The following is a 17,760-nucleotide window of genomic DNA, read 5'->3' as shown; positions in this document are numbered from 1 at the left end:
CTTCAGAAGACGGCACCAGCATAGGGCACCCATGCAGGACGCGGCACATACAGCGGGCGGTGGATGCGACGGTTACAGATGCCGCCGCCCGTGCACGGCAGCGCCACTGCCATCTGTGCTGCAATGGCCGTCTCTGGCTTGGAGCAGTGCATGAAGACCCTTGGCCTGATCGGCGGCATGAGCTGGGAAAGCTCGGCGCAGTACTACCGGCTCATCAACGAGGCGGTGCGGCATCGCCTCGGTGGCGCGCATTCGGCGCAACTGCTGCTGTGGTCGGTGGATTTCGCCGGCATCAAGCAGCTGCAGCACGACGGCCAATGGGATCTGCTGGGCAACCACATGCTCGATGCTGCACGGCGGCTGCAGGCCGGTGGCGCCGAGCTGCTGGTGATCTGCACCAACACCATGCACACGCTGGCCGGCCGGATCGAAGCCGGATGCCCGCTGCCCCTGCTGCATATCGCGGACCCGACCGCCGCGGCGATCCTGCAGGCCGGCATCCGCAAGGTGGGACTGCTCGGCACCGCCTTCACCATGGAGCAGGCGTTCTACCGCGACCGGCTGCAGGACCGCTTCGGGCTGGAGGTACTGGTTCCGGAGGCCGATGATCGCCGCAGCGTGCACGACATCATCTACCAGGAGCTGATCTGCGGCGTGGTCAGCGAGCATTCGCGGCAGGCATACGCCGGCGTGATCGCGCGCCTGGTTGCACGCGGCGCCGAAGCGATCATCCTCGGCTGTACCGAAATCATGTTGCTGGTCCGCGCCGAGGACAGCCCGGTGCCGCTGTTCGACACCACCACCCTGCACGCCCTGGCGGCGGTGGATGCGGCACTGGCCTGACCCTGCGCGCTGTCAGTCTTCGCCCTGCACTTCCAGTGCGGTGATCAACCAGTCGACCACGGCCTGCGAATCACACAGGAAGAAGATGGCATCGCCCGAACGCGCCTCAGTCAGCAGCCGATAGACGGTAATCGCCACTGCCGACTGGTTGGCGATGAACACCTCCGGGCTGCGCGGTCCCTCGCTGTGGCCGGCCACGGCATGCAGCGCCTTGCGCGCAGCCACGGTGGCGGGCGGGTCCGCGCTGCGGGCCAGTTCCGGCCCGCGCAGGCCCCACGCAATGAACACATGCTTGCCCTTGAACGTGGTGTCCAGGACACGCACCTGCCCGGCCTCTGCGCCAGCCGAGCGATGAATGACGGTACTGCTGATCAACGCAACCCCCTGTGGTCGTCGTGGTCCGCGCATCCTCCTCCACACGCCGGCTGCACGCCAGTGACGGCAGCCACAGGCTGGGCCGGCAAGCGTGGGAGAGATGTAAGAAGGTGTAAGCCGATGCGATCGGATGTGCCGCGATGATAAGGGATGTAAGGCTCTGCATGGGCCGGTGCACACTACTAAATCCCCACTGAGCCAACGCCGGAACGATCCGTTCCGAGGGCCCCGGGCTGGTCCATTCTTGCGGCCCGTTCCCCTGCCGAGGCCCCCCATGACCCATCGCCTGCTGCTGCCGATTGCCCTCCCCACCCTGGCCCTGCTGCTGGCCGCCACCACGGTGGCCGCCCAGGATTACGACAGCGATCCCATTGCGCCGCTGCGCTGCGAATCGCAGTTCAACAAGACCCAGCAGTGCCCGATCGAAGGCCGCATGCGCCTGGCCAGGCAGCTGTCGGTCACCCGCTGCGTAGAGGACCAGAACTGGGGCCAGAGCCGCCGCATGCTCTGGGTCACCGACGGCTGTCGCGCCGAGTTCGTGGCCGACGGACAGGGACGCGGCCGCTGGCCGGGGCGCGGCCGTGACCGTGACCCCGATGACGATGGCGAGCGCCTGGTCTGCGAGTCCTACGAGCAGAAGGACAAGGAATGCCGCATCCGTGTGCGCCACGAGGTACGCCTGGTCAAGCAGAAGTCGGTGACACCGTGCGTCGAGGATCGCAACTGGGGCTGGGACCGCCGCGGCGTGTGGGTCAGCGACGGCTGCCGTGCCGAGTTCCGTGTGTATTGACTGCCGACCACACGCTGGCTGTGGCGGATGCGCAGACACGGCCGACGCGATCGATAGACTGGGCGCACCCAGCCCAGGAGCCTTCGATGGTGCCGCCCGATCCCTCCTCGACGATGTTGCACATCCGCGAGGCAATGCCCGCCGACGTTTCCGCGTTGATCGCGCTCGACAGCGTTGCGGTCCACGATCCGCAACGCGCACGGCAGATCAGCGACTGGCAGGCCAATGGTGGCATGCACGTGGCCGAATGGGCCGGCCAGCTGGCCGGTTACCTGGCCATCCACCATCACTTCTTCGGCGAAGCCTTCGTCGAGATGCTGATGGTGGCGCGCGAACAACGCAGCCAGGGCGTCGGCGCCGCCCTGCTGCGCCATGCCATCGCGCTGCACGGCCACGGCAGGCTGTTCACTTCGACCAATGCTTCCAATACCGGCATGCAACGCCTGCTCGCCGCTTCGGGTTTCATCGACAGCGGCATCGTGCACGGATTGGACGAAGGCGATCCGGAACTGATCTACCGCTTTGCCGGCAGCTGATCGAGATACGTGGTCACCTTTGCATCCAGCAGGTCCATCAACAGCGGATCCATGCAGCGATAGTCGTCGGGGATATCCAGGCAATGCAGGCGCTTGTGTTCCAGCAGGCGCGCATAGGCGGCCTGCAGGCGATGCTGGTGCTTGGCCTCCATCACGAAGATGACATCGGCCCAGCGGATATCCGCCGGGCCGATGGGGCGTCGTGCATGCGGGCTGGTGCCGGCCGACAGCGCAGCGAAGCCGGGTCGCCGTCGCCACATGGCTTCGGCGGTCGGGCTGCGCAGCTGGTTGCGGCTGCAGACGAACAGCAGGTTGATCATTCCTGTTCCTGCAGTTGGCGGGCGCTGAGGACCGGATAGGTGAAGCCCAGCTGGCGTGCGCGCGCGAGCTTGGCATCGCGCGTATACAGCAGCTTCCAGTTCTTCTCGGGCTTGTAGCTGTAGGCGGTCGTGGCGCGGTCGCCACCACGGTTGCGAGCCTGGCTGCGACGCCAGGCACGGCTTCTTGCAGAATCCATGATGTGTTCTCGTGAGTACCGGGTTCAGCAGCCGCGGTAGTACGAGTGGCGCGCAGCATACACCGCACGCACAAAAAAGCCCACGCATCGCTGCGCGGGCTTCTTGATTCATCACAGTGGTCGGGACGGCCGGATTCGAACCGACGACCCTCTGCCCCCCAGGCAGATGCGCTACCAGGCTGCGCTACGCCCCGACTGATGCTGCGATGTGCCCGCCACTGCGGCGGGCCGTGAAGTATAGCGGATTACGATGGAAATGGGATCAGCGGCGCAGCAACTGCAGCACTTCTTCCAGCTCCATGCGCACCTGCTTGATGATCTGGTTGCTCAGCGCCGATTCCTCGCGGGCATCGGGGCCGTCCAGACGCAGGCGTGCACCACCGATCGTGTAGCCCTGTTCGTACAGCAGGCTGCGGATCTGCCGCACCATCAGCACGTCGTGGCGCTGGTAGTAGCGGCGGTTGCCTCGGCGCTTGGCCGGCTCAAGGCTGGGAAACTCGGTTTCCCAGTAGCGCAGGACATGCGGCTTGACGTCGCACAGCTCGCTGACTTCACCGATGGTGAAGTAGCGCTTGGCCGGGATCGGCGGTAGTTCGCGGTTACTGCCCGGATCCAGCATAAGCTTCCACCCTCTCCTTGAGCTTCTGGCCCGGACGGAAGGTGACCACCGTACGGGCGGAAATCGGAATTTCCTCGCCGGTCTTGGGGTTGCGACCCGGGCGCTGGTTCTTGCGCCGCAGATCGAAATTGCCGAAGCCCGACAGCTTCACCTGACGTCCCTGTTCCAATGCTTCACGCAGCACATCGAAAAACGCGTCGACGAATTCCTTGGCTTCCCGCTTGTTCAGACCGACTTCGTCGAACAGCTTTTCCGCCATCTCCGCCTTGGTCAATGCCATTGCCTGCTACCCCCGAGTGCTGCCCGCTCAGCCGCGGATCCGGGCGTGGTGTTCACGCTCGATGGCAGTGACCGCCTCGGCCACCACCGCATCCACGTCGCGGTCCGTCAGAGTGCGCGACTTGTCCTGCAAAATCAAGCCCATAGCGAGACTCTTGAATCCCGGCTCGACGCCCTGGCCGACGTAACGGTCGAATAGGTTCAGGTCGCGCAGCAGCGGGCCGGCGGCCTGGCGGACGGTGGCCGCCAGATCGGCCCAGGCCACCTGTTCAGGCACCAGGAACGCCAGGTCGCGACGCACCGCCGGGAAGCGCGACAGCTCGCCGGCGCGCGGCAGTCGGCGGGCCGTCAGCGGCTCCAGGTCCAGCTCGAAGGCGTAGACGTCGGCTTCGATATCCATCGCCCGGGTCAGTCGCGGGTGGATCTGGCCGATCCAGCCGATCGCCACGCCATCGCGGTACACCTCGGCCGAACGCGCAGGGTGGCCGTAGGCGCGGACGGACGGGCGGAACTCCAGCTGCGCGCCACTGGCGGCCGCCAGCGACTCCAGGTCGCCCTTCAGGTCATGGAAGTCGACCTTGCGGGTCGGCAGGCCCCACTGCACCGCCTGCGCCTCACCGCAGACCGCAGCGGCCACGCGCGGGGTTTCCAGCGGTGCCGGCTGGCCGTCTCCGGCCTGCTGGGCGAACACGCGGCCGAGCTCGAACAGGCGCACACGGCCCAACTGGCGGGCGGCGTTGCGGCCCAACGTGGCGACCAGGCCCGGCAGCAGCGACGGGCGCATCACCGCCAGTTCGGCCGACAGCGGGTTGGCCAGCGGCACCAGGCCGTCGCGCAGCTGCCACTGGGTCAGCAGCGCGTCGTCGACGAAGGCGAAATTGACGGTTTCCTGCTGGTCACGGGCGATCAGCTGGCGGCGCACGCTCAGCGCGTCCAGCTGGGTCTCGCTCGGCATCGCCACGCGCGAGGCACCGCCCGGCAGCGTGGTCGGGATCTGCTCGTAACCGTGGATGCGGGCCAGCTCTTCGATCAGGTCCTCTTCGATGGCGATGTCGAAGCGGCGGCTCGGCGCGACCACCTGCCAGCCGTCGGCGGCGGCGACCACGTCCATGCCCAGCGCGCGCAGGATGCGCTCGACTTCCGCATCGTCGATGGTGATGCCGAGCACGCGGGTGATGCGGGCGCGGCGCAGCACGATGGCCGCCGGCTGCGGCAGATCGGCTTCACGCACGGCCTCGGTGACCGGTGCCGGGGTACCGCCGGCCAGGTCCAGCACCAGGCGGGTGGCGTACTCGATCGCGGTGCGCGGCAGCGCCGGATCGACGCCGCGCTCGAAGCGATGGCCGGCATCGGTGTGCAGGCCAAGCTTGCGGCCACGGCCCATGATGGCGGCCGGCGCGAAGTGCGCGGCTTCCAGGAACACGGCGGTGGTCGCGTCGGTGACGCGGGTGTCGAAGCCGCCCATCAGGCCGGCCAGGCCGACCGCGCGGTCAGCGTCGGTGACCACCAGGAAGCTGTCGTCCAGCGCAGCATCGCGGCCGTCCAGCAGCTTCAGCGTCTCGCCCGCGCGCGAACGGCGCACGGCGATGCTGCCCTGCAGGGTGCCCAGGTCGTAGGCGTGCATCGGCTGGCCCAGCTCCAGCATCACATACTGGGTGATGTCGACCAGCAGCGAGACTGGACGCACGCCACTGCGGCGCAGGCGCTCGGCCATCCACAACGGGGTCTTGGCGGCAGCATTGACGCCTTCGATGACACGGCCCAGGTAACGCGGCGCTTCGGCGCCGGCGTCGAGCTGGATGCCCAGCTCACGGCTGCCGACTGCCGGAATGGCGTCGGCAGCGAAGTCCAGCACTTCACTGCGGGTGGCGGCGGCGACGTCGTAGGCGATGCCGCGCAGGCTGAAGCAGTCGGCGCGGTTCGGGGTCAGCTTGATCTCGATGCTGGCATCCGGCAGGCCCAGGTACTCGACCAGGGTCTGGCCGACCGGTGCGTCGTCGGGCAGTTCCAGCAGGCCGGAAGCATCGTTGTCCAGGCCCAGTTCCTTGGCCGAGCACAGCATGCCGTTGGACTCGACGCCACGCAGCTTGGCCGGCTTGATCTTCAGCTCGCCGATCTGCGCACCGACCATCGCCAGCGGCGCGACCAGGCCCGGGCGCGCGTTCGGGGCGCCGCACACGATCTGCAGCAGTTCGCCCTGCCCGGCATCAACCCTGCACACCTGCAGGCGATCCGCTTCCGGATGGCGCACCGCATCGACGATGCGTGCCACGACCACGTGGTCGAGGCCTTCGCCCAGCGCGGTCACGTCTTCCACTTCCAGGCCGATGGCGGTCAGCACTGCACTCAGTTCATCGCGCGAAGCGCCGGTCGGGACGTGGCTGCGCAGCCAGTTTTCGGAGAATTTCATGGTGTCATCCTGGTGGGCCCGGCGCATGCGCCTGGGCCTGCGAATTTGGGAGCAGCCGAGCATGGCTCGGCCCTACACGGTTGCGGCTTACGCGAACTGTTTCAGGAACCGCACGTCGTTCTCGAAGAACGCACGCAGGTCGTTGACGCCGTAGCGCAGCATTGCAAAGCGCTCCACGCCCATGCCGAAGGCGAAGCCGGTGTAGCGCTCCGGATCGATGCCGACGTTGCGCAGCACGTTCGGATGGACCATGCCGCAGCCCAGCACTTCCAGCCAGCGGGTGCTGCCATCGGGCTGCTGCCAGGCGATGTCCACTTCCGCGCCCGGCTCAACGAACGGGAAATAGCTGGGGCGGAAGCGCATTTCGAAATCGCGCTCGAAGAAGGCGCGCACGAACTCGGCCAGCGTGCCCTTCAGGTCGGCGAAGGTCGAATGCTCGTCCACCAGCAGGCCTTCCACCTGATGGAACATCGGCGAATGGGTCTGGTCGCTGTCGCTGCGGTACACCTTGCCGGCGGCGATCATGCGCAGCGGCGGTGCGTGGTCACCCATGTAGCGCACCTGCACGCCGGAGGTGTGCGTGCGCAGCAGGCGGCCGTCGCCGAAGTAGAAGGTGTCGTGCATGGCGCGCGCCGGATGGTGCGGCGGGAAGTTCAGCGCCTCGAAGTTGTGCCAGTCGTCCTCGATCTCCGGCCCTTCCGACAGCTCGTAGCCCAGCCGGCCGAAGATGCCAGTGATGCGCTCCAGGGTGCGGGTGATCGGATGCAGGCCGGCGCGGTCGCCGTTGCGACCCGGCAGGGTGATGTCGATGGCTTCGGCGGCCAGGCGTGCATCCAGTGCCGCATCTTCCAGCAGCGCCTTGCGCTCGCCGAGCGCGCGGGTCAGCGCGTCGCGGGCCTGGTTGATCGCTTCACCGGCGGCCTTGCGCTCGTCGGCCGGCAGGGCGCCGAGCTGCTTGAGCTGCGAGGTGATGCTGCCACTCTTGCCAAGCAGGGCCACGCGCAGCTGTTCCAGCACGTCGGGGCTCTGTGCGGCGGCCACATCGGCCAGCGCCTGGGTGGTGAGGGATTGGATGTCGCTCATGGGGGGCCGGAACTCCAGTCGATCTGCCATCGCGATGCGCGAAGGGCCGACCCCTGTCGCCACCGCCGTCCCCGCGCTGCCGCCATGGCCTCGCCGGGACCCAAAAAAGAATGGGGAAGGACTTGCGCCCTTCCCCATGCATTGCCTTGACCTGACACCGTTCCGGATGAACGGTTACGGCATCGGGAAGGACTTATGCCGCCAGCGCGCCCTTGGCCTTTTCGGCCAGCGCAGCAAAACCGGCTGCGTCGTGCACGGCGATGTCAGCCAGGACCTTGCGGTCCAGGGTGATGCCGGCCTTCAGCAGACCGTTCATGAAGCGGCTGTAGCTCAGGCCGTTGATGCGGGCAGCCGCATTGATACGGGTGATCCACAGCGAACGGAAGTTGCGCTTCTTCTGCTTACGGCCGATGTAGGCGTACTGCTGTGCCTTGATGACCGCCTGCTTGGCGACGCGGAAGACCTTGCGGCGGGCGTTGTAATAGCCCTTGGCGAGATCCAGAATCTTCTTGTGGCGGCGACGCGCCTGTACGCCACGCTTAACTCGTGCCATTTTTCAGTTCCTCAGAGGTAAGGGAGCATGCGGTCCAGACGGCCTGCGTCTTCTGCACGGACATGGCCCGTCTGACGCAGATTACGCTTACGCTTGGTCGCTTTCTTCGTGAGGATGTGGCTACGGTTGGCGTGGCCGCACTTGTACTTGCCCGAGGCGGTCTTGCGGAAACGCTTGGCCGCTGCCCGGTTGGTCTTGATCTTGGGCATTGCAATGTCCTTGATGGGATTTGACCCTGGTTTCTGACTGATCTGGCGGCGGCCTGGGCCGCTCTTTCCGTCCTGCCATGATCGGCGTACGACCCGTCCTGGGTGGGTCGAGCCGGGCATGATACAGGCAAAACCGCCCTGCCACCAGCCCCAGCACCCCTTGCGCCGGCATTTCACCGGCATCCTGCAAAAGCAAAGGGACGCCAGTGGCGTCCCCTTACCCTGAACCATTCAGCCAGGCGCCCCGGAAGGCGGCCCGTCAGGCCTCAGGTCTTCTTCTTCGGCGCGATCATCATGACCATCTGACGCCCTTCCAGGCGCGGACGGGATTCAATGACGATGTCCTCGCCCAGATCGGTCTCGATCCGGTTGGCCATTTCGCGACCCAGTTCCTGGTGGCTCATTTCACGGCCACGGAAACGGATGTTGACCTTGATCTTGTCGCCTTCTTCAAGGAACCCGCGCATCTTGCGCAGCTTGATCTGGTAGTCGCCCTCGTCCGTGACCGGACGGAACTTCACTTCCTTGATCTCGACCTGCTTGGTCTTCTTCTTGGCCTCGCTGGCCTTCTTCTGCGCTTCGAACTTGAACTTGCCGAAGTCCATGATCTTGCAGACCGGCGGATCGGCCTGCGGCTGGATTTCGACCAGGTCCAGGCCTTCATCTTCGGCCATGGACAGCGCTTCGTCGCGCGACAACACGCCGATCATTTCTCCGTCACTGCCGATCACGCGGACGCGCGGCACACGGATTTCCTGATTCTTGCGGTTCTGTTTGTTGTCAGGGGTGCTGATATTACGTTCTCCCAAGGGTATCGAACCGGTCCGGGTGCCTGTGCCCCCGGACCGGACCTTTGCTTACGCGCCCTCGGCCTGGAGCCGCTCGATGAAGGCCTGCAGGCTCATGCTGCCCAGGTCTTCGCCAGAACGCGTACGCACCGCCACAGCCCCATTTTCCTTCTCGCGGTCACCAATGACCAGCAGGTAGGGCACGCGCTGCAACGTATGCTCGCGGATTTTATAGCCGATCTTCTCGTTACGCAAATCCGAGCTGACGCGGAAGCCTTGCTCCGCAAGGGTTTTGGTCACGCCCGAGACGTAGTCGGCCTGGGCGTCGGTGATGTTGGCCACCACCACCTGGATCGGCGCCAGCCAGGCCGGGAACTGGCCGGCATGGTGCTCGATCAGGATGCCCAGGAAGCGCTCCATCGAGCCGACGATGGCGCGATGCAGCATGACCGGGTGCTTCTTCTGGCTGTTCTCGTCCACGTACTCGGCGCCCAGGCGGCCCGGCATCATGAAGTCGACCTGCATGGTGCCCAGCTGCCAGGTACGGCCGATGGCGTCCTTCAGGTGGTACTCGATCTTCGGGCCGTAGAAGGCGCCCTCGCCCGGCAGCTCCTGCCATTCCACGCCACAGGCGGACAGCGCCGAACGCAGTGCGCCCTCGGCCTTGTCCCAGGTGGCGTCGTCGCCCAGGCGCGATTCCGGACGCAGCGCGATCTTGATCTGGATCTCGTCGAAGCCGAAGTGCTGGTAGACCGCCAGCGCCTGCTGGTGGAACGCGGTCACTTCCGATTCGATCTGGCTCTCGGTGCAGAACACATGGCCGTCGTCCTGGGTGAAACCACGCACGCGCAGGATGCCGTGCAGCGCGCCGGACGGCTCGTTGCGGTGGCAGGAACCGAACTCACCGTAGCGGATCGGCAGGTCGCGGTAGCTGTGCAGGCCCTGGTTGAACACCTGGATGTGGCCCGGGCAGTTCATCGGCTTGACCGCGTAGGTGCGCTTCTCCGACTCGGTGAAGAACATGTTGTCCTGGTAGTTGTCCCAGTGGCCGGACTTCTTCCACAGGCTCACGTCCAGGATCTGCGGGCAGCGCACTTCGCCGTAGCCGCTGCTGCGGTAGACCTTGCGCATGTACTGCTCGACCACCTGCCACAACGCCCAGCCCTTCGGGTGCCAGAACACCAGGCCCGGCGCCTCTTCCTGCAGGTGGAACAGGTCCTGCTGCTTGCCGATGCGGCGGTGGTCGCGCATCTCGGCTTCCTCGATGCGCTTGATGTACGCCTCGAGCTGCTTCTTGTCGGCCCAGGCGGTGCCGTAGATGCGCTGCAGCTGTTCGTTCTGCGCATCGCCGCGCCAGTAGGCGCCGGAGATGCGGGTCAGCTTGAAGGCCTTCAGGAAGCGCGTGTTCGGCACGTGCGGGCCGCGGCACATGTCCACGTATTCCTGGTGGTAGTACATGCCCATCGCCTGGATGTCGTCGGACATGTCCTCGATCAGGCGCAGCTTGTAGTCCTCGCCACGGGCCTTGAAGATCTCGATCACTTCGGCGCGCGGGGTCATCTTCTTGATGACGTCGTAATCCTGGGCGATCAGCTCACCCATGCGCTTCTCGATCGCGGCCATGTCGTCCGGGGTGAACGGGCGCTCGGAATAGATGTCGTAGTAGAAGCCCTCGGCGATCACCGGGCCGATCACCATCTTCACGTCCGGGTACAGCTGCTTGACGGCGTGGCCGACCAGATGGGCGCAGGAGTGGCGGATGATCTCCACGCCCTCCTCGTCCTTGGCGGTGATGATGCGCAGGCTGGCATCGTGGTCGATGACGTCACTGGCATCGACCAGCACGCCATCGACCGAACCGGCGATGGTGGCCTTGGCCAGGCCGGCACCGATCGACTGGGCGACGTCCATGACGCTGACGGGGTTTTCGAACTCGCGGCGGCTGCCGTCGGGAAGGGTAATGTTGATCATCGCATTGGCTTCGTGCGGGGCCCGCTGGGCGGGCTGGAAAGCGTTCCCGGGCCATTGCCCGGGCAATAAAAAAGCGCCGCGAGGGCGCCTGGAATACAGGGCCTTCGGGGGCAGGTCAACAGTGGGCGGTGGTAGTGCTCATGTCGCACGCTCGGCCGGCGCTGGGCGCGGGCCACCTTGTTCCAGTCAGGGTTCTGCGACGATCTTAAACCAGCACACCGGAAAGCCCAAGGCCTACCGTACGGTCCGCTGAATGGCCCTCGCTGGCGGCGTGAAAACGCAATGATTACCATGTCCGCGCAGCCCGCCCCGTGCCAGCCTGCCCGCTTCCCCCCAGGACCTCGTGATGCGCCACCCGCTCCGACCGGCTCCCGCCGGCCCCGCCCGTGCCCCGCGTTCGCTGGCCCGCTGCCATGGCGGCCGCCCGCAATGATCACCGTCGGCCTTTCCACGCTGGGCTTCTGCAGCCTGGGCATGCTGGCAGCGATGTTCTCGGCACTGGCCTTCTATGCCGCCTCGCCGCACTGCCGCTGGCCCCGCCTGCGCCGCGCCGGCCGCCTCGGCCGCCAGATCGGCCTGGTCGCCGCCGCGGCCGCATTGTGGCTGTGGATGGCCGAACTCGGCTTTGCCGCTGGCCTGGTGGCGATGCTGTGCACCTGGATGCTGGCCGCGATGCTGCTGCCGGCACTGGCCGCCTGGCATCGCCCGGGCACGGAGTCGCCCTGATGTGGCCGCGCGCCTTCGCCGGCATCGTGGCCGGCTTCTTGCTGGCCGCCGCCGCGACCGGGCTGGTGACGTGGTTGCCGCCGGGCCCGTGGCAGAACGCGCTGGTGCCCAGCCTGATCACGTTCATCCCGCTGTGGATGCTGGCTGCCCTGTGGGCGTTCAGCTTCCGCAGCGCGCTGCGCGCCTGGGTGACACTGGCCGGCAGCGCTGCGGCCGGCTTCGCCGTGCTGACGCTGCTGCGCCTGACCGGCGCGGTGCAATGAGACTCCGCCCATGAAGCTCAGCTCGCAGACCCTGCGTACGTTCACCACCCTGCACACCTGGGTCGGCCTGGTTGCCGGCTTCGGCCTGTTCGTGGCCTTCTACGCGGGTGCGCTGACCCTGTTCCACCACGACCTGCCGCTGTGGCAGACGCCCGGTGCAGCCACCGCGTTGCCGGCGGGCCTGGACGACGCACAGTACCTGCTGGAAGACGTGCTGGCGGCACACCCGGAGGCCCGCCGCCACGTCGGCATGACGTTCCCCGGCGCCGAACATCCGCAACCCCTGGCCTACTGGCAGGCCGACGACGGCAGCTGGCGCTATGCCTGGCCGGGCCAGATCGCCGGCAGCCCGACGCCGCCACAGACCGGGCTAGCCGAACTGGTCAACGAACTGCACTACAGCCTCGGCCTGCCGGTGGCCGGCATCTACGTGATGGGCATCGTCAGCCTGCTGTATGGCATGGCGCTGCTGAGCGGCCTGGTGATCCACCTGCCGAAGCTGTTCGGCGACCTGTTCGCGCTGCGTCCGGGCCGCAACCTGAAACAACTGTGGCAGGACGCGCACAACGTGATCGGCGTGCTCAGCCTGCCCTTCCACCTGATGTTCGCGGTCACTGGCGCCCTGCTCTGCCTGGTGTTCGTGCAGATGGCCCTGCTCAATCCACTGATCTACGACGGCAAGGCCCTGCAGGCGGTACCGACTGCAATGGACACCGCGCCGGTGCGCGACGCCAGTGGCATCCCGGCACCGCCGGGCAGCCTGCGCCTGCTGCATGCGCGCGCGCTTGAAGTAGCCCGCGCACAGGGCGTGGCCAACTTCGAGCCGGCCTACCTGAAGCTGGCCAACGCCGGCGATGCCAGCGCCACGATCGAGATCACGGGCGAATCCACCGGCACACTCGGGCCGCTCGGTTCGGTGGCCCTGGACGTGGCCACTGGCAACGTCCTGGCCTCCCAGCTGCCGGGCCAGCGCGATGCCAACCACGCCACGCTCAGCGCCGCCTATGCCCTGCACTTCGGCGAGTTCGGCAACGGCGTGGTGGTCTGGCTGTACTTCCTGCTCGGCCTCGGCGGTGCGTTCCTGTTCTACTCCGGCAACCTGTTGTGGATCGAGTCGCGGCGCAAGCGTCGCCAGCCGCAACAGCCACGCGCCGGGGTGAACATGGCGCGGGCCACGGTTGGCGTGTGCATCGGCCTGTGCGTGGCGATCTCGGTCGCTTTCATCACCGCGCTGGTGCTGGAGCGGTTGGCACCGTCGGCGGTCGACCATGGCATCCGCTGGGCCTGCTTCGGCAGCTGGGCAGCCTGTGCGCTGTGGGCTGCACTGCGCCGCCCCGCGCAGGCGGCGCGCGAGCTGCTGTGGGCCGCAGCGCTCAGCACTGCACTGGTGCCGGTCCTGCACGGCGCACTCAATGGTGACTGGCTGTGGCGCGCCGCCGCGCGTGGCCATTGGCCGCTGTTCTGGGTCGATGCCATCGCGCTGGCCATGGCCTTCGGCTTCGCTCGCCTGGCCGTCGCCAGCCAGCGCCGCGCCCGCAACGGCGACCCCAACAGCGTCTGGGCCAACTGAGTCTTCGCCGGGCATGGCCCGGCGCTACCGCTGCGGGTGTTCTTCGCCCGGGTAACGACTCACTTCGATCAGGTTGCCATCCGGGTCGCGGAAGTACACCGATTCGATCGGTCCCAGCGCACCGGTACGTGTGGCCGGCCCCTCCTCCACCACGATGGCCTGCGCCTGCAGGTGCGCCAGCACATCGACCATTGCCGTATGCGTGACCAGGCACAGATCGGCACTGCCCGGCGTGGGTCGCAGCGCATGCGGCTGCAGTGGCGCGCTGGCCGGATGCAGGTTGATCTTCTGCTGGCCGAACTGCAGCGCGGTACGGCCAGCGCCGAAGCGCACGACCTGCATGCCGAGCACGCGCTGGTAGAAGTCACAGCTGCGTTCGATGTCGGCGACGGTGAGGACCAGGTGGTCCAGGCGTTCGAGATGGATCATGCCCAAAGCGTAGCGCCGCCGGCGTCGTCGCAATGTGCGGTGTCGGGTCGATGGCGTTGCCGCCTGGCGCCGGGCATGGCCCGGCGCCACCAGTGACTCAATCGCCGATGCGCGCCTTCTGCCACGGGCCGAGCATCGCGTTGAGCAGGCTGGCCTGCTCGTCGTCGCCGGTCAGCTCCCACATGAACACCCCGGCCAGGCCCTGCTCACGGGCGAACCGGGCACGCAGGCCGATCGAGCGCGGGTCTTCATAGCTGATGAAGATCTTCTGCACGGCGTTGTACAGCCACGGGCTCTGCGCCTGCGGCTGCCAGTGCTTCACCCAACCCGGCTGGTCGAGATAGCGCGCCTTGATCACCCGCCAGTCGCCGGCGTCGGCCGGTGCGCTGTAGGGCTGATACAGGCCATCCGGCGCATCGCCGGTGACCTTGAAGCCGCGCCCATAGAACGGCACGCCCAGCACCAGCTTGTCGGCCGGCACACCGTGCTCGCGGTAGTACTGCACCGCGCCGGCCACGTTGTTCCAGCGCCGCAGCTCCGGCGCCAGCGGATCGGCCGGCACTTCATGCAGGGGCGCATTGAAGGTCGACACCGATGAGAAGCCGGTGCCCATGTCATAGCTCATCAGGTTGATGAAATCGAACACCTTGGCCAGCGCCGGCAGGTCGTAGCTCGCCGCCGGATCATAGGGGCCATCGGTCTGCAGGCGACCGGCGGCCAGCGCGGCGCTCAGCAGCATTGGCTGCCCCACCTTGCGCCCGTGCGCGTCGAGTGCCACGCGGAACGCCTGCGCGAGCCTGGTCAGGTTGGCGCGATCCTGCGGGCGATGCGCCAGCTCCTTCGGCCCGCCACTGACCGGGAACTCCCAGTCGATATCCACACCATCGAAGCTGCCGGCATGGTGATCGAAGAACAGTGCCATGCATGAGTCCACCAGGCGCTTGCGGCTGGCCTCGGTCAACGCTGCATCGGAGAACCCACCCGCACCCCAGCCACCGATCGAAATCAGCGTGCGCAGGTGCGGATGCGCCTTCTTGAGCTCGGCCAGCGCGGCGAAGTTCTTCGGCGCTTCCGCGCCGACCGCGCAGCGGCCGTCCTCGATGGTGGAGAACGCATAGAACAGATGGGTCAGGCGCTCGGCGGGAATGCTCGACACCGGATAGCGCTCGGCCGAGCCGCCGGGGTAGTAGGCACCGAAGATCGGCGGCGGCGCCGGCGCGGCGCGCGCAGCGATGGGCACGGCACCGGCAATCAGCACGGCAAGGACGGCCACGGTCTGGCGGAACATGGGATCTCCCGGCTCGAAGGCGCCGCCACGTTAGCAAACCGATGTGGCTGTGGGACGGTTGTCGCGGCATGTCGTCCCGTGGACATTCGTGATCCGCGCAACCGTGACAGAACGATGGCCACGTGGCGGCGCTCACGCACTGCAGCAGGACATGCAGCGACCTGGATGAGCGGCACTGCATGACATCAAGGCAAAGAAAAAGCGGGCCGAAGCCCGCTTTTTCATTTGCGAAAGCGTGAGGACCGACGGGCCTCACCCACCGCACAATCAGCAGTACCGATTATTCGGCGCTGACGGCGTCGCCTTCTTCCACGGCCTTCATCGACAGGCGGATACGGCCCTGCTTGTCGACTTCCAGCACCTTGACCTTGACCACATCGCCTTCCTTCAGCACGTCGCCGACCTTCTCGACGCGATCGCTGGAGATCTGCGACACGTGGACCAGACCGTCCTTGCCCGGCAGGATCGTGACGAACGCACCGAAGTCCATGATCTTGGCGACCTTGCCTTCGTAGATGCGGCCCGGCTCGACGTCCGAGGTGATCTGCTCGATGCGGGCCTTGGCGGCCTGGGCAGCGATGGCATTGACCGAAGCGATGACGATGGTGCCGTCATCCTGGATGTCGATCTGGGTGCCGGTTTCCTTGGTGATGGCCTGGATGGTCGAGCCACCCTTGCCGATCACTTCGCGGATCTTGTCCGGGTGGATCTTGATGGTCAGCAGGCGCGGCGCGTAGTCCGACAGCTCTTCACGCGGAGCGGTCAGGCCGTGGGCCATTTCGCCCAGGATGTGCAGACGGCCAGCCTTGGCCTGCTGCAGAGCCTGCTTCATGATCTCTTCGGTGATGCCTTCGATCTTGATGTCCATCTGCAGGGCGGAAATGCCCTCAGCGGTACCGGCCACCTTGAAGTCCATGTCGCCCAGGTGATCTTCGTCACCCAGGATGTCGGACAGGACGACGAAGCGCTCGCCTTCCTTGACCAGGCCCATGGCGATACCGGCCACCGGCGCCTTCACCGGCACGCCGGCGTCCATCAGGGCCAGCGACGAGCCGCAGACCGATGCCATCGACGAGGAACCGTTCGACTCGGTGATTTCCGAGACGACGCGGATGGTGTACGGGAAGGATTCCAGCGACGGCATGACAGCCAGCACGCCGCGCTTGGCCAGGCGACCGTGGCCGATTTCGCGGCGCTTCGGGCCCATCATGCGGCCGCACTCACCCACCGAGAACGGAGGGAAGTTGTAGTGGAACAGGAAGTTTTCCTTGTACTCACCGGCAACGGCGTCAATGACCTGGCCGTCACGGGCGGTGCCCAGGGTGATGGTCACGATGGCCTGGGTTTCGCCACGGGTGAACAGCGAGGAACCGTGGGTACGCGGCAGCACGCCGGTCTTCACGGTGATCGGGCGGACGGTGTCCAGCGCACGGCCGTCGATACGGACCTTGGTGTCCAGCACCGAGTCACGCATGGTGCGGTATTCCAGCTCGCCGAATTCCTTCGACAGCTCGGCCGGGTTCCAGCCTTCAGCGGCCACGCGACCAGCCAGGGCTTCGAACACGTCCTTCTTGATCGCCGAGATGGCGTCGCGGCGCTGCAGCTTGTCACGCACCTGGAAGGCTTCGCCCAGGCGCGGGCCGATGGCTTCCTTCAGGGCGGAGATCAGCGCTTCGTTCTTGGCCGGGGCTTCCCAGGTCGACGGCTTGGTGCCGGCTTCGACGGTCAGCTCGTTGATCGCGTTGATGACCTTCTGCATTTCGCGGTGACCGAAGGTCACGGCGCCCAGCATCACTTCTTCGGACAGCAGCGCGGCTTCGGATTCAACCATCAGCACGGCGTTGGAGGTACCGGCGACGACCAGCTCCAGCTGCGAGTCAGCCAGTTCGCTGACGGTCGGGTTCAGGATGTACTCGCCGTTCTTGTAACCGACCTTGGCCGCGCCGATCGGACCCATGAACGGGGTGCCAGCCAGGGCCAGGGCAGCCGAAGCACCGATCAGGGCCGGGATGTCACCGTCCACGTCCGGGTTCAGCGACATCACCGTGGCGATGATCTGCACTTCGTTCTTGTAGTCTTCCGGGAACAGCGGGCGGATCGGACGGTCGATCAGACGCGAGATCAGGGTTTCCTTCTCGGTCGCACGGCCTTCGCGCTTGAAGAAACCACCCGGGATACGGCCGCCGGCGTAGAACTTTTCCTGATAATCGACGGTCAGCGGGAAGAAGTCCTGGCCTTCGCGCGCGCTCTTGGCGGCGACGGCGGTGACCAGCAGTACGGTGTCGTCCATCTTGACGATGACGGCGCCGCTGGCCTGACGGGCGACTTCGCCGGTCTCAAGCGTGACGGTGTGCTTGCCGTACTGGAAGGTTTTGGTGATTTTTGCCACGGAGGGTGTCCTTGGGGATGCTGTCTGCGAATTTGGACCGTCGGCGACCCTTGCCGCCAGCGGGTGGCCGGATCGTTCCGGCCTGAATCGGGGATTGCGGTACTACAAAACAAAACCGCGGC

Annotated in this window: 20 protein-coding genes and 1 tRNA gene; 6 read left to right on the top strand and 15 right to left on the bottom strand. The window is 66.5% G+C overall.

Annotation, left to right across the window (positions count from 1 at the left end; genetic code table 11):
- Positions 1–150: 150 nt before the first annotated feature.
- Entirely contained in the window at positions 151–843 is a 693-nt protein-coding gene (locus AC5P8F_RS06630) for an aspartate/glutamate racemase family protein (protein WP_032956186.1), read from the top strand.
- Between the two features lie 12 nt (positions 844–855).
- Here the strand turns inward: AC5P8F_RS06630 and AC5P8F_RS06625 are convergent, their stop codons facing one another.
- A complete protein-coding gene (locus tag AC5P8F_RS06625) occupies positions 856–1,251 on the bottom strand; it encodes a hypothetical protein (RefSeq protein WP_032956187.1) in 396 nt (131 codons plus the stop codon).
- 241 nt (positions 1,252–1,492) lie between these two features.
- Here AC5P8F_RS06625 and AC5P8F_RS06620 point away from each other — a divergent pair, with 241 nt between their 5' ends.
- Together AC5P8F_RS06620 and AC5P8F_RS06615 are read left to right on the top strand one after the other, a co-directional pair.
- The gene (locus tag AC5P8F_RS06620) at positions 1,493–2,008 is read left to right on the top strand and encodes a DUF3011 domain-containing protein (protein ID WP_495227762.1); all 516 of its coding nucleotides are present in this window, start codon (positions 1,493–1,495) and stop codon (positions 2,006–2,008) included.
- Positions 2,009–2,094: 86 nt separating this feature from the next.
- Entirely contained in the window at positions 2,095–2,544 is a 450-nt protein-coding gene (locus AC5P8F_RS06615) for a GNAT family N-acetyltransferase (protein WP_049442388.1), read from the top strand.
- On the opposite strand, the gene AC5P8F_RS06610 is transcribed toward AC5P8F_RS06615, so the two are convergent.
- The 11 genes from AC5P8F_RS06610 to thrS all read right to left on the bottom strand — a co-directional run bounded on the left by AC5P8F_RS06610 (position 2,523) and on the right by thrS (position 10,973).
- Positions 2,523–2,864 carry a low molecular weight protein tyrosine phosphatase family protein gene (locus AC5P8F_RS06610; protein WP_049442387.1) on the bottom strand — a complete coding sequence of 114 codons (342 nt, stop codon included), beginning with the start codon at positions 2,862–2,864 and terminating at the stop codon, positions 2,523–2,525. The genes AC5P8F_RS06615 and AC5P8F_RS06610 overlap by 22 nt on opposite strands.
- On the bottom strand, positions 2,861–3,061 hold the full coding sequence (locus AC5P8F_RS06605) for a hypothetical protein (protein ID WP_049442386.1): 201 nt from the start codon (positions 3,059–3,061) through the stop codon (positions 2,861–2,863). Before AC5P8F_RS06605 ends, AC5P8F_RS06610 begins: the two co-directional genes overlap by 4 nt.
- Before the next feature lie 117 nt (positions 3,062–3,178).
- Positions 3,179–3,255: transfer RNA gene (locus AC5P8F_RS06600), tRNA-Pro, on the bottom strand.
- A gap of 68 nt (positions 3,256–3,323) precedes the next feature.
- Positions 3,324–3,680 carry a MerR family transcriptional regulator gene (locus tag AC5P8F_RS06595; protein WP_005410431.1) on the bottom strand — a complete coding sequence of 119 codons (357 nt, stop codon included), beginning with the start codon at positions 3,678–3,680 and terminating at the stop codon, positions 3,324–3,326.
- A complete protein-coding gene (locus AC5P8F_RS06590; protein WP_005410432.1) occupies positions 3,661–3,960 on the bottom strand; it encodes an integration host factor subunit alpha in 300 nt (99 codons plus the stop codon). The genes AC5P8F_RS06595 and AC5P8F_RS06590 overlap by 20 nt, the downstream gene beginning before the upstream one ends.
- Positions 3,961–3,987: 27 nt before the next feature.
- Positions 3,988–6,369, bottom strand: coding sequence for a phenylalanine--tRNA ligase subunit beta (pheT, locus tag AC5P8F_RS06585; RefSeq protein ID WP_495227760.1), 2,382 nt, complete (start codon positions 6,367–6,369; stop codon positions 3,988–3,990).
- A gap of 87 nt (positions 6,370–6,456) precedes the next feature.
- Positions 6,457–7,452, bottom strand: coding sequence for a phenylalanine--tRNA ligase subunit alpha (locus tag AC5P8F_RS06580; protein WP_005417865.1), 996 nt, complete (start codon positions 7,450–7,452; stop codon positions 6,457–6,459).
- Positions 7,453–7,645: 193 nt separating this feature from the next.
- On the bottom strand, positions 7,646–8,005 hold the full coding sequence (rplT, locus tag AC5P8F_RS06575) for a 50S ribosomal protein L20 (protein ID WP_005410435.1): 360 nt from the start codon (positions 8,003–8,005) through the stop codon (positions 7,646–7,648).
- Positions 8,006–8,016: 11 nt separating this feature from the next.
- Entirely contained in the window at positions 8,017–8,214 is a 198-nt protein-coding gene (gene rpmI, locus AC5P8F_RS06570; protein ID WP_005410436.1) for a 50S ribosomal protein L35, read from the bottom strand.
- Positions 8,215–8,480: 266 nt separating this feature from the next.
- Positions 8,481–9,023 carry a translation initiation factor IF-3 gene (gene infC, locus AC5P8F_RS06565; protein WP_079222586.1) on the bottom strand — a complete coding sequence of 181 codons (543 nt, stop codon included), beginning with the start codon at positions 9,021–9,023 and terminating at the stop codon, positions 8,481–8,483.
- Positions 9,024–9,071: 48 nt separating this feature from the next.
- The gene (gene thrS / locus AC5P8F_RS06560; RefSeq protein ID WP_197605690.1) at positions 9,072–10,973 is read right to left on the bottom strand and encodes a threonine--tRNA ligase; all 1,902 of its coding nucleotides are present in this window, start codon (positions 10,971–10,973) and stop codon (positions 9,072–9,074) included.
- A 429-nt stretch (positions 10,974–11,402) separates the two neighbouring features.
- Here thrS and AC5P8F_RS06555 point away from each other — a divergent pair, with 429 nt between their 5' ends.
- The 3 genes from AC5P8F_RS06555 to AC5P8F_RS06545 are packed head-to-tail and all read left to right on the top strand — an operon-like array spanning position 11,403 to position 13,532.
- The gene (locus AC5P8F_RS06555) at positions 11,403–11,699 is read left to right on the top strand and encodes a hypothetical protein (protein ID WP_005410439.1); all 297 of its coding nucleotides are present in this window, start codon (positions 11,403–11,405) and stop codon (positions 11,697–11,699) included.
- A complete protein-coding gene (locus AC5P8F_RS06550; protein ID WP_032957460.1) occupies positions 11,699–11,962 on the top strand; it encodes a hypothetical protein in 264 nt (87 codons plus the stop codon). Before AC5P8F_RS06555 ends, AC5P8F_RS06550 begins: the two co-directional genes overlap by 1 nt.
- A 10-nt stretch (positions 11,963–11,972) precedes the next feature.
- Entirely contained in the window at positions 11,973–13,532 is a 1,560-nt protein-coding gene (locus AC5P8F_RS06545) for a PepSY-associated TM helix domain-containing protein (protein ID WP_495227758.1), read from the top strand.
- Between the two features lie 24 nt (positions 13,533–13,556).
- Here the strand turns inward: AC5P8F_RS06545 and AC5P8F_RS06540 are convergent, their stop codons facing one another.
- The 3 genes from AC5P8F_RS06540 to pnp form a co-directional block, all read right to left on the bottom strand.
- The gene (locus AC5P8F_RS06540) at positions 13,557–13,961 is read right to left on the bottom strand and encodes a VOC family protein (protein ID WP_032957457.1); all 405 of its coding nucleotides are present in this window, start codon (positions 13,959–13,961) and stop codon (positions 13,557–13,559) included.
- Positions 13,962–14,058: 97 nt separating this feature from the next.
- On the bottom strand, positions 14,059–15,249 hold the full coding sequence (locus AC5P8F_RS06535) for a glycoside hydrolase family 18 protein (protein ID WP_049405013.1): 1,191 nt from the start codon (positions 15,247–15,249) through the stop codon (positions 14,059–14,061).
- Between the two features lie 280 nt (positions 15,250–15,529).
- On the bottom strand, positions 15,530–17,638 hold the full coding sequence (pnp, locus tag AC5P8F_RS06530; RefSeq protein WP_046431803.1) for a polyribonucleotide nucleotidyltransferase: 2,109 nt from the start codon (positions 17,636–17,638) through the stop codon (positions 15,530–15,532).
- Positions 17,639–17,760 lie beyond the last annotated feature (122 nt).

Source organism: Stenotrophomonas sp. YJH_SMC_69 (assembly GCF_059370495.1).
Note: the sequence above shows the minus strand (reverse complement) of the source record. Positions and strands in the feature narration are given on the sequence as shown.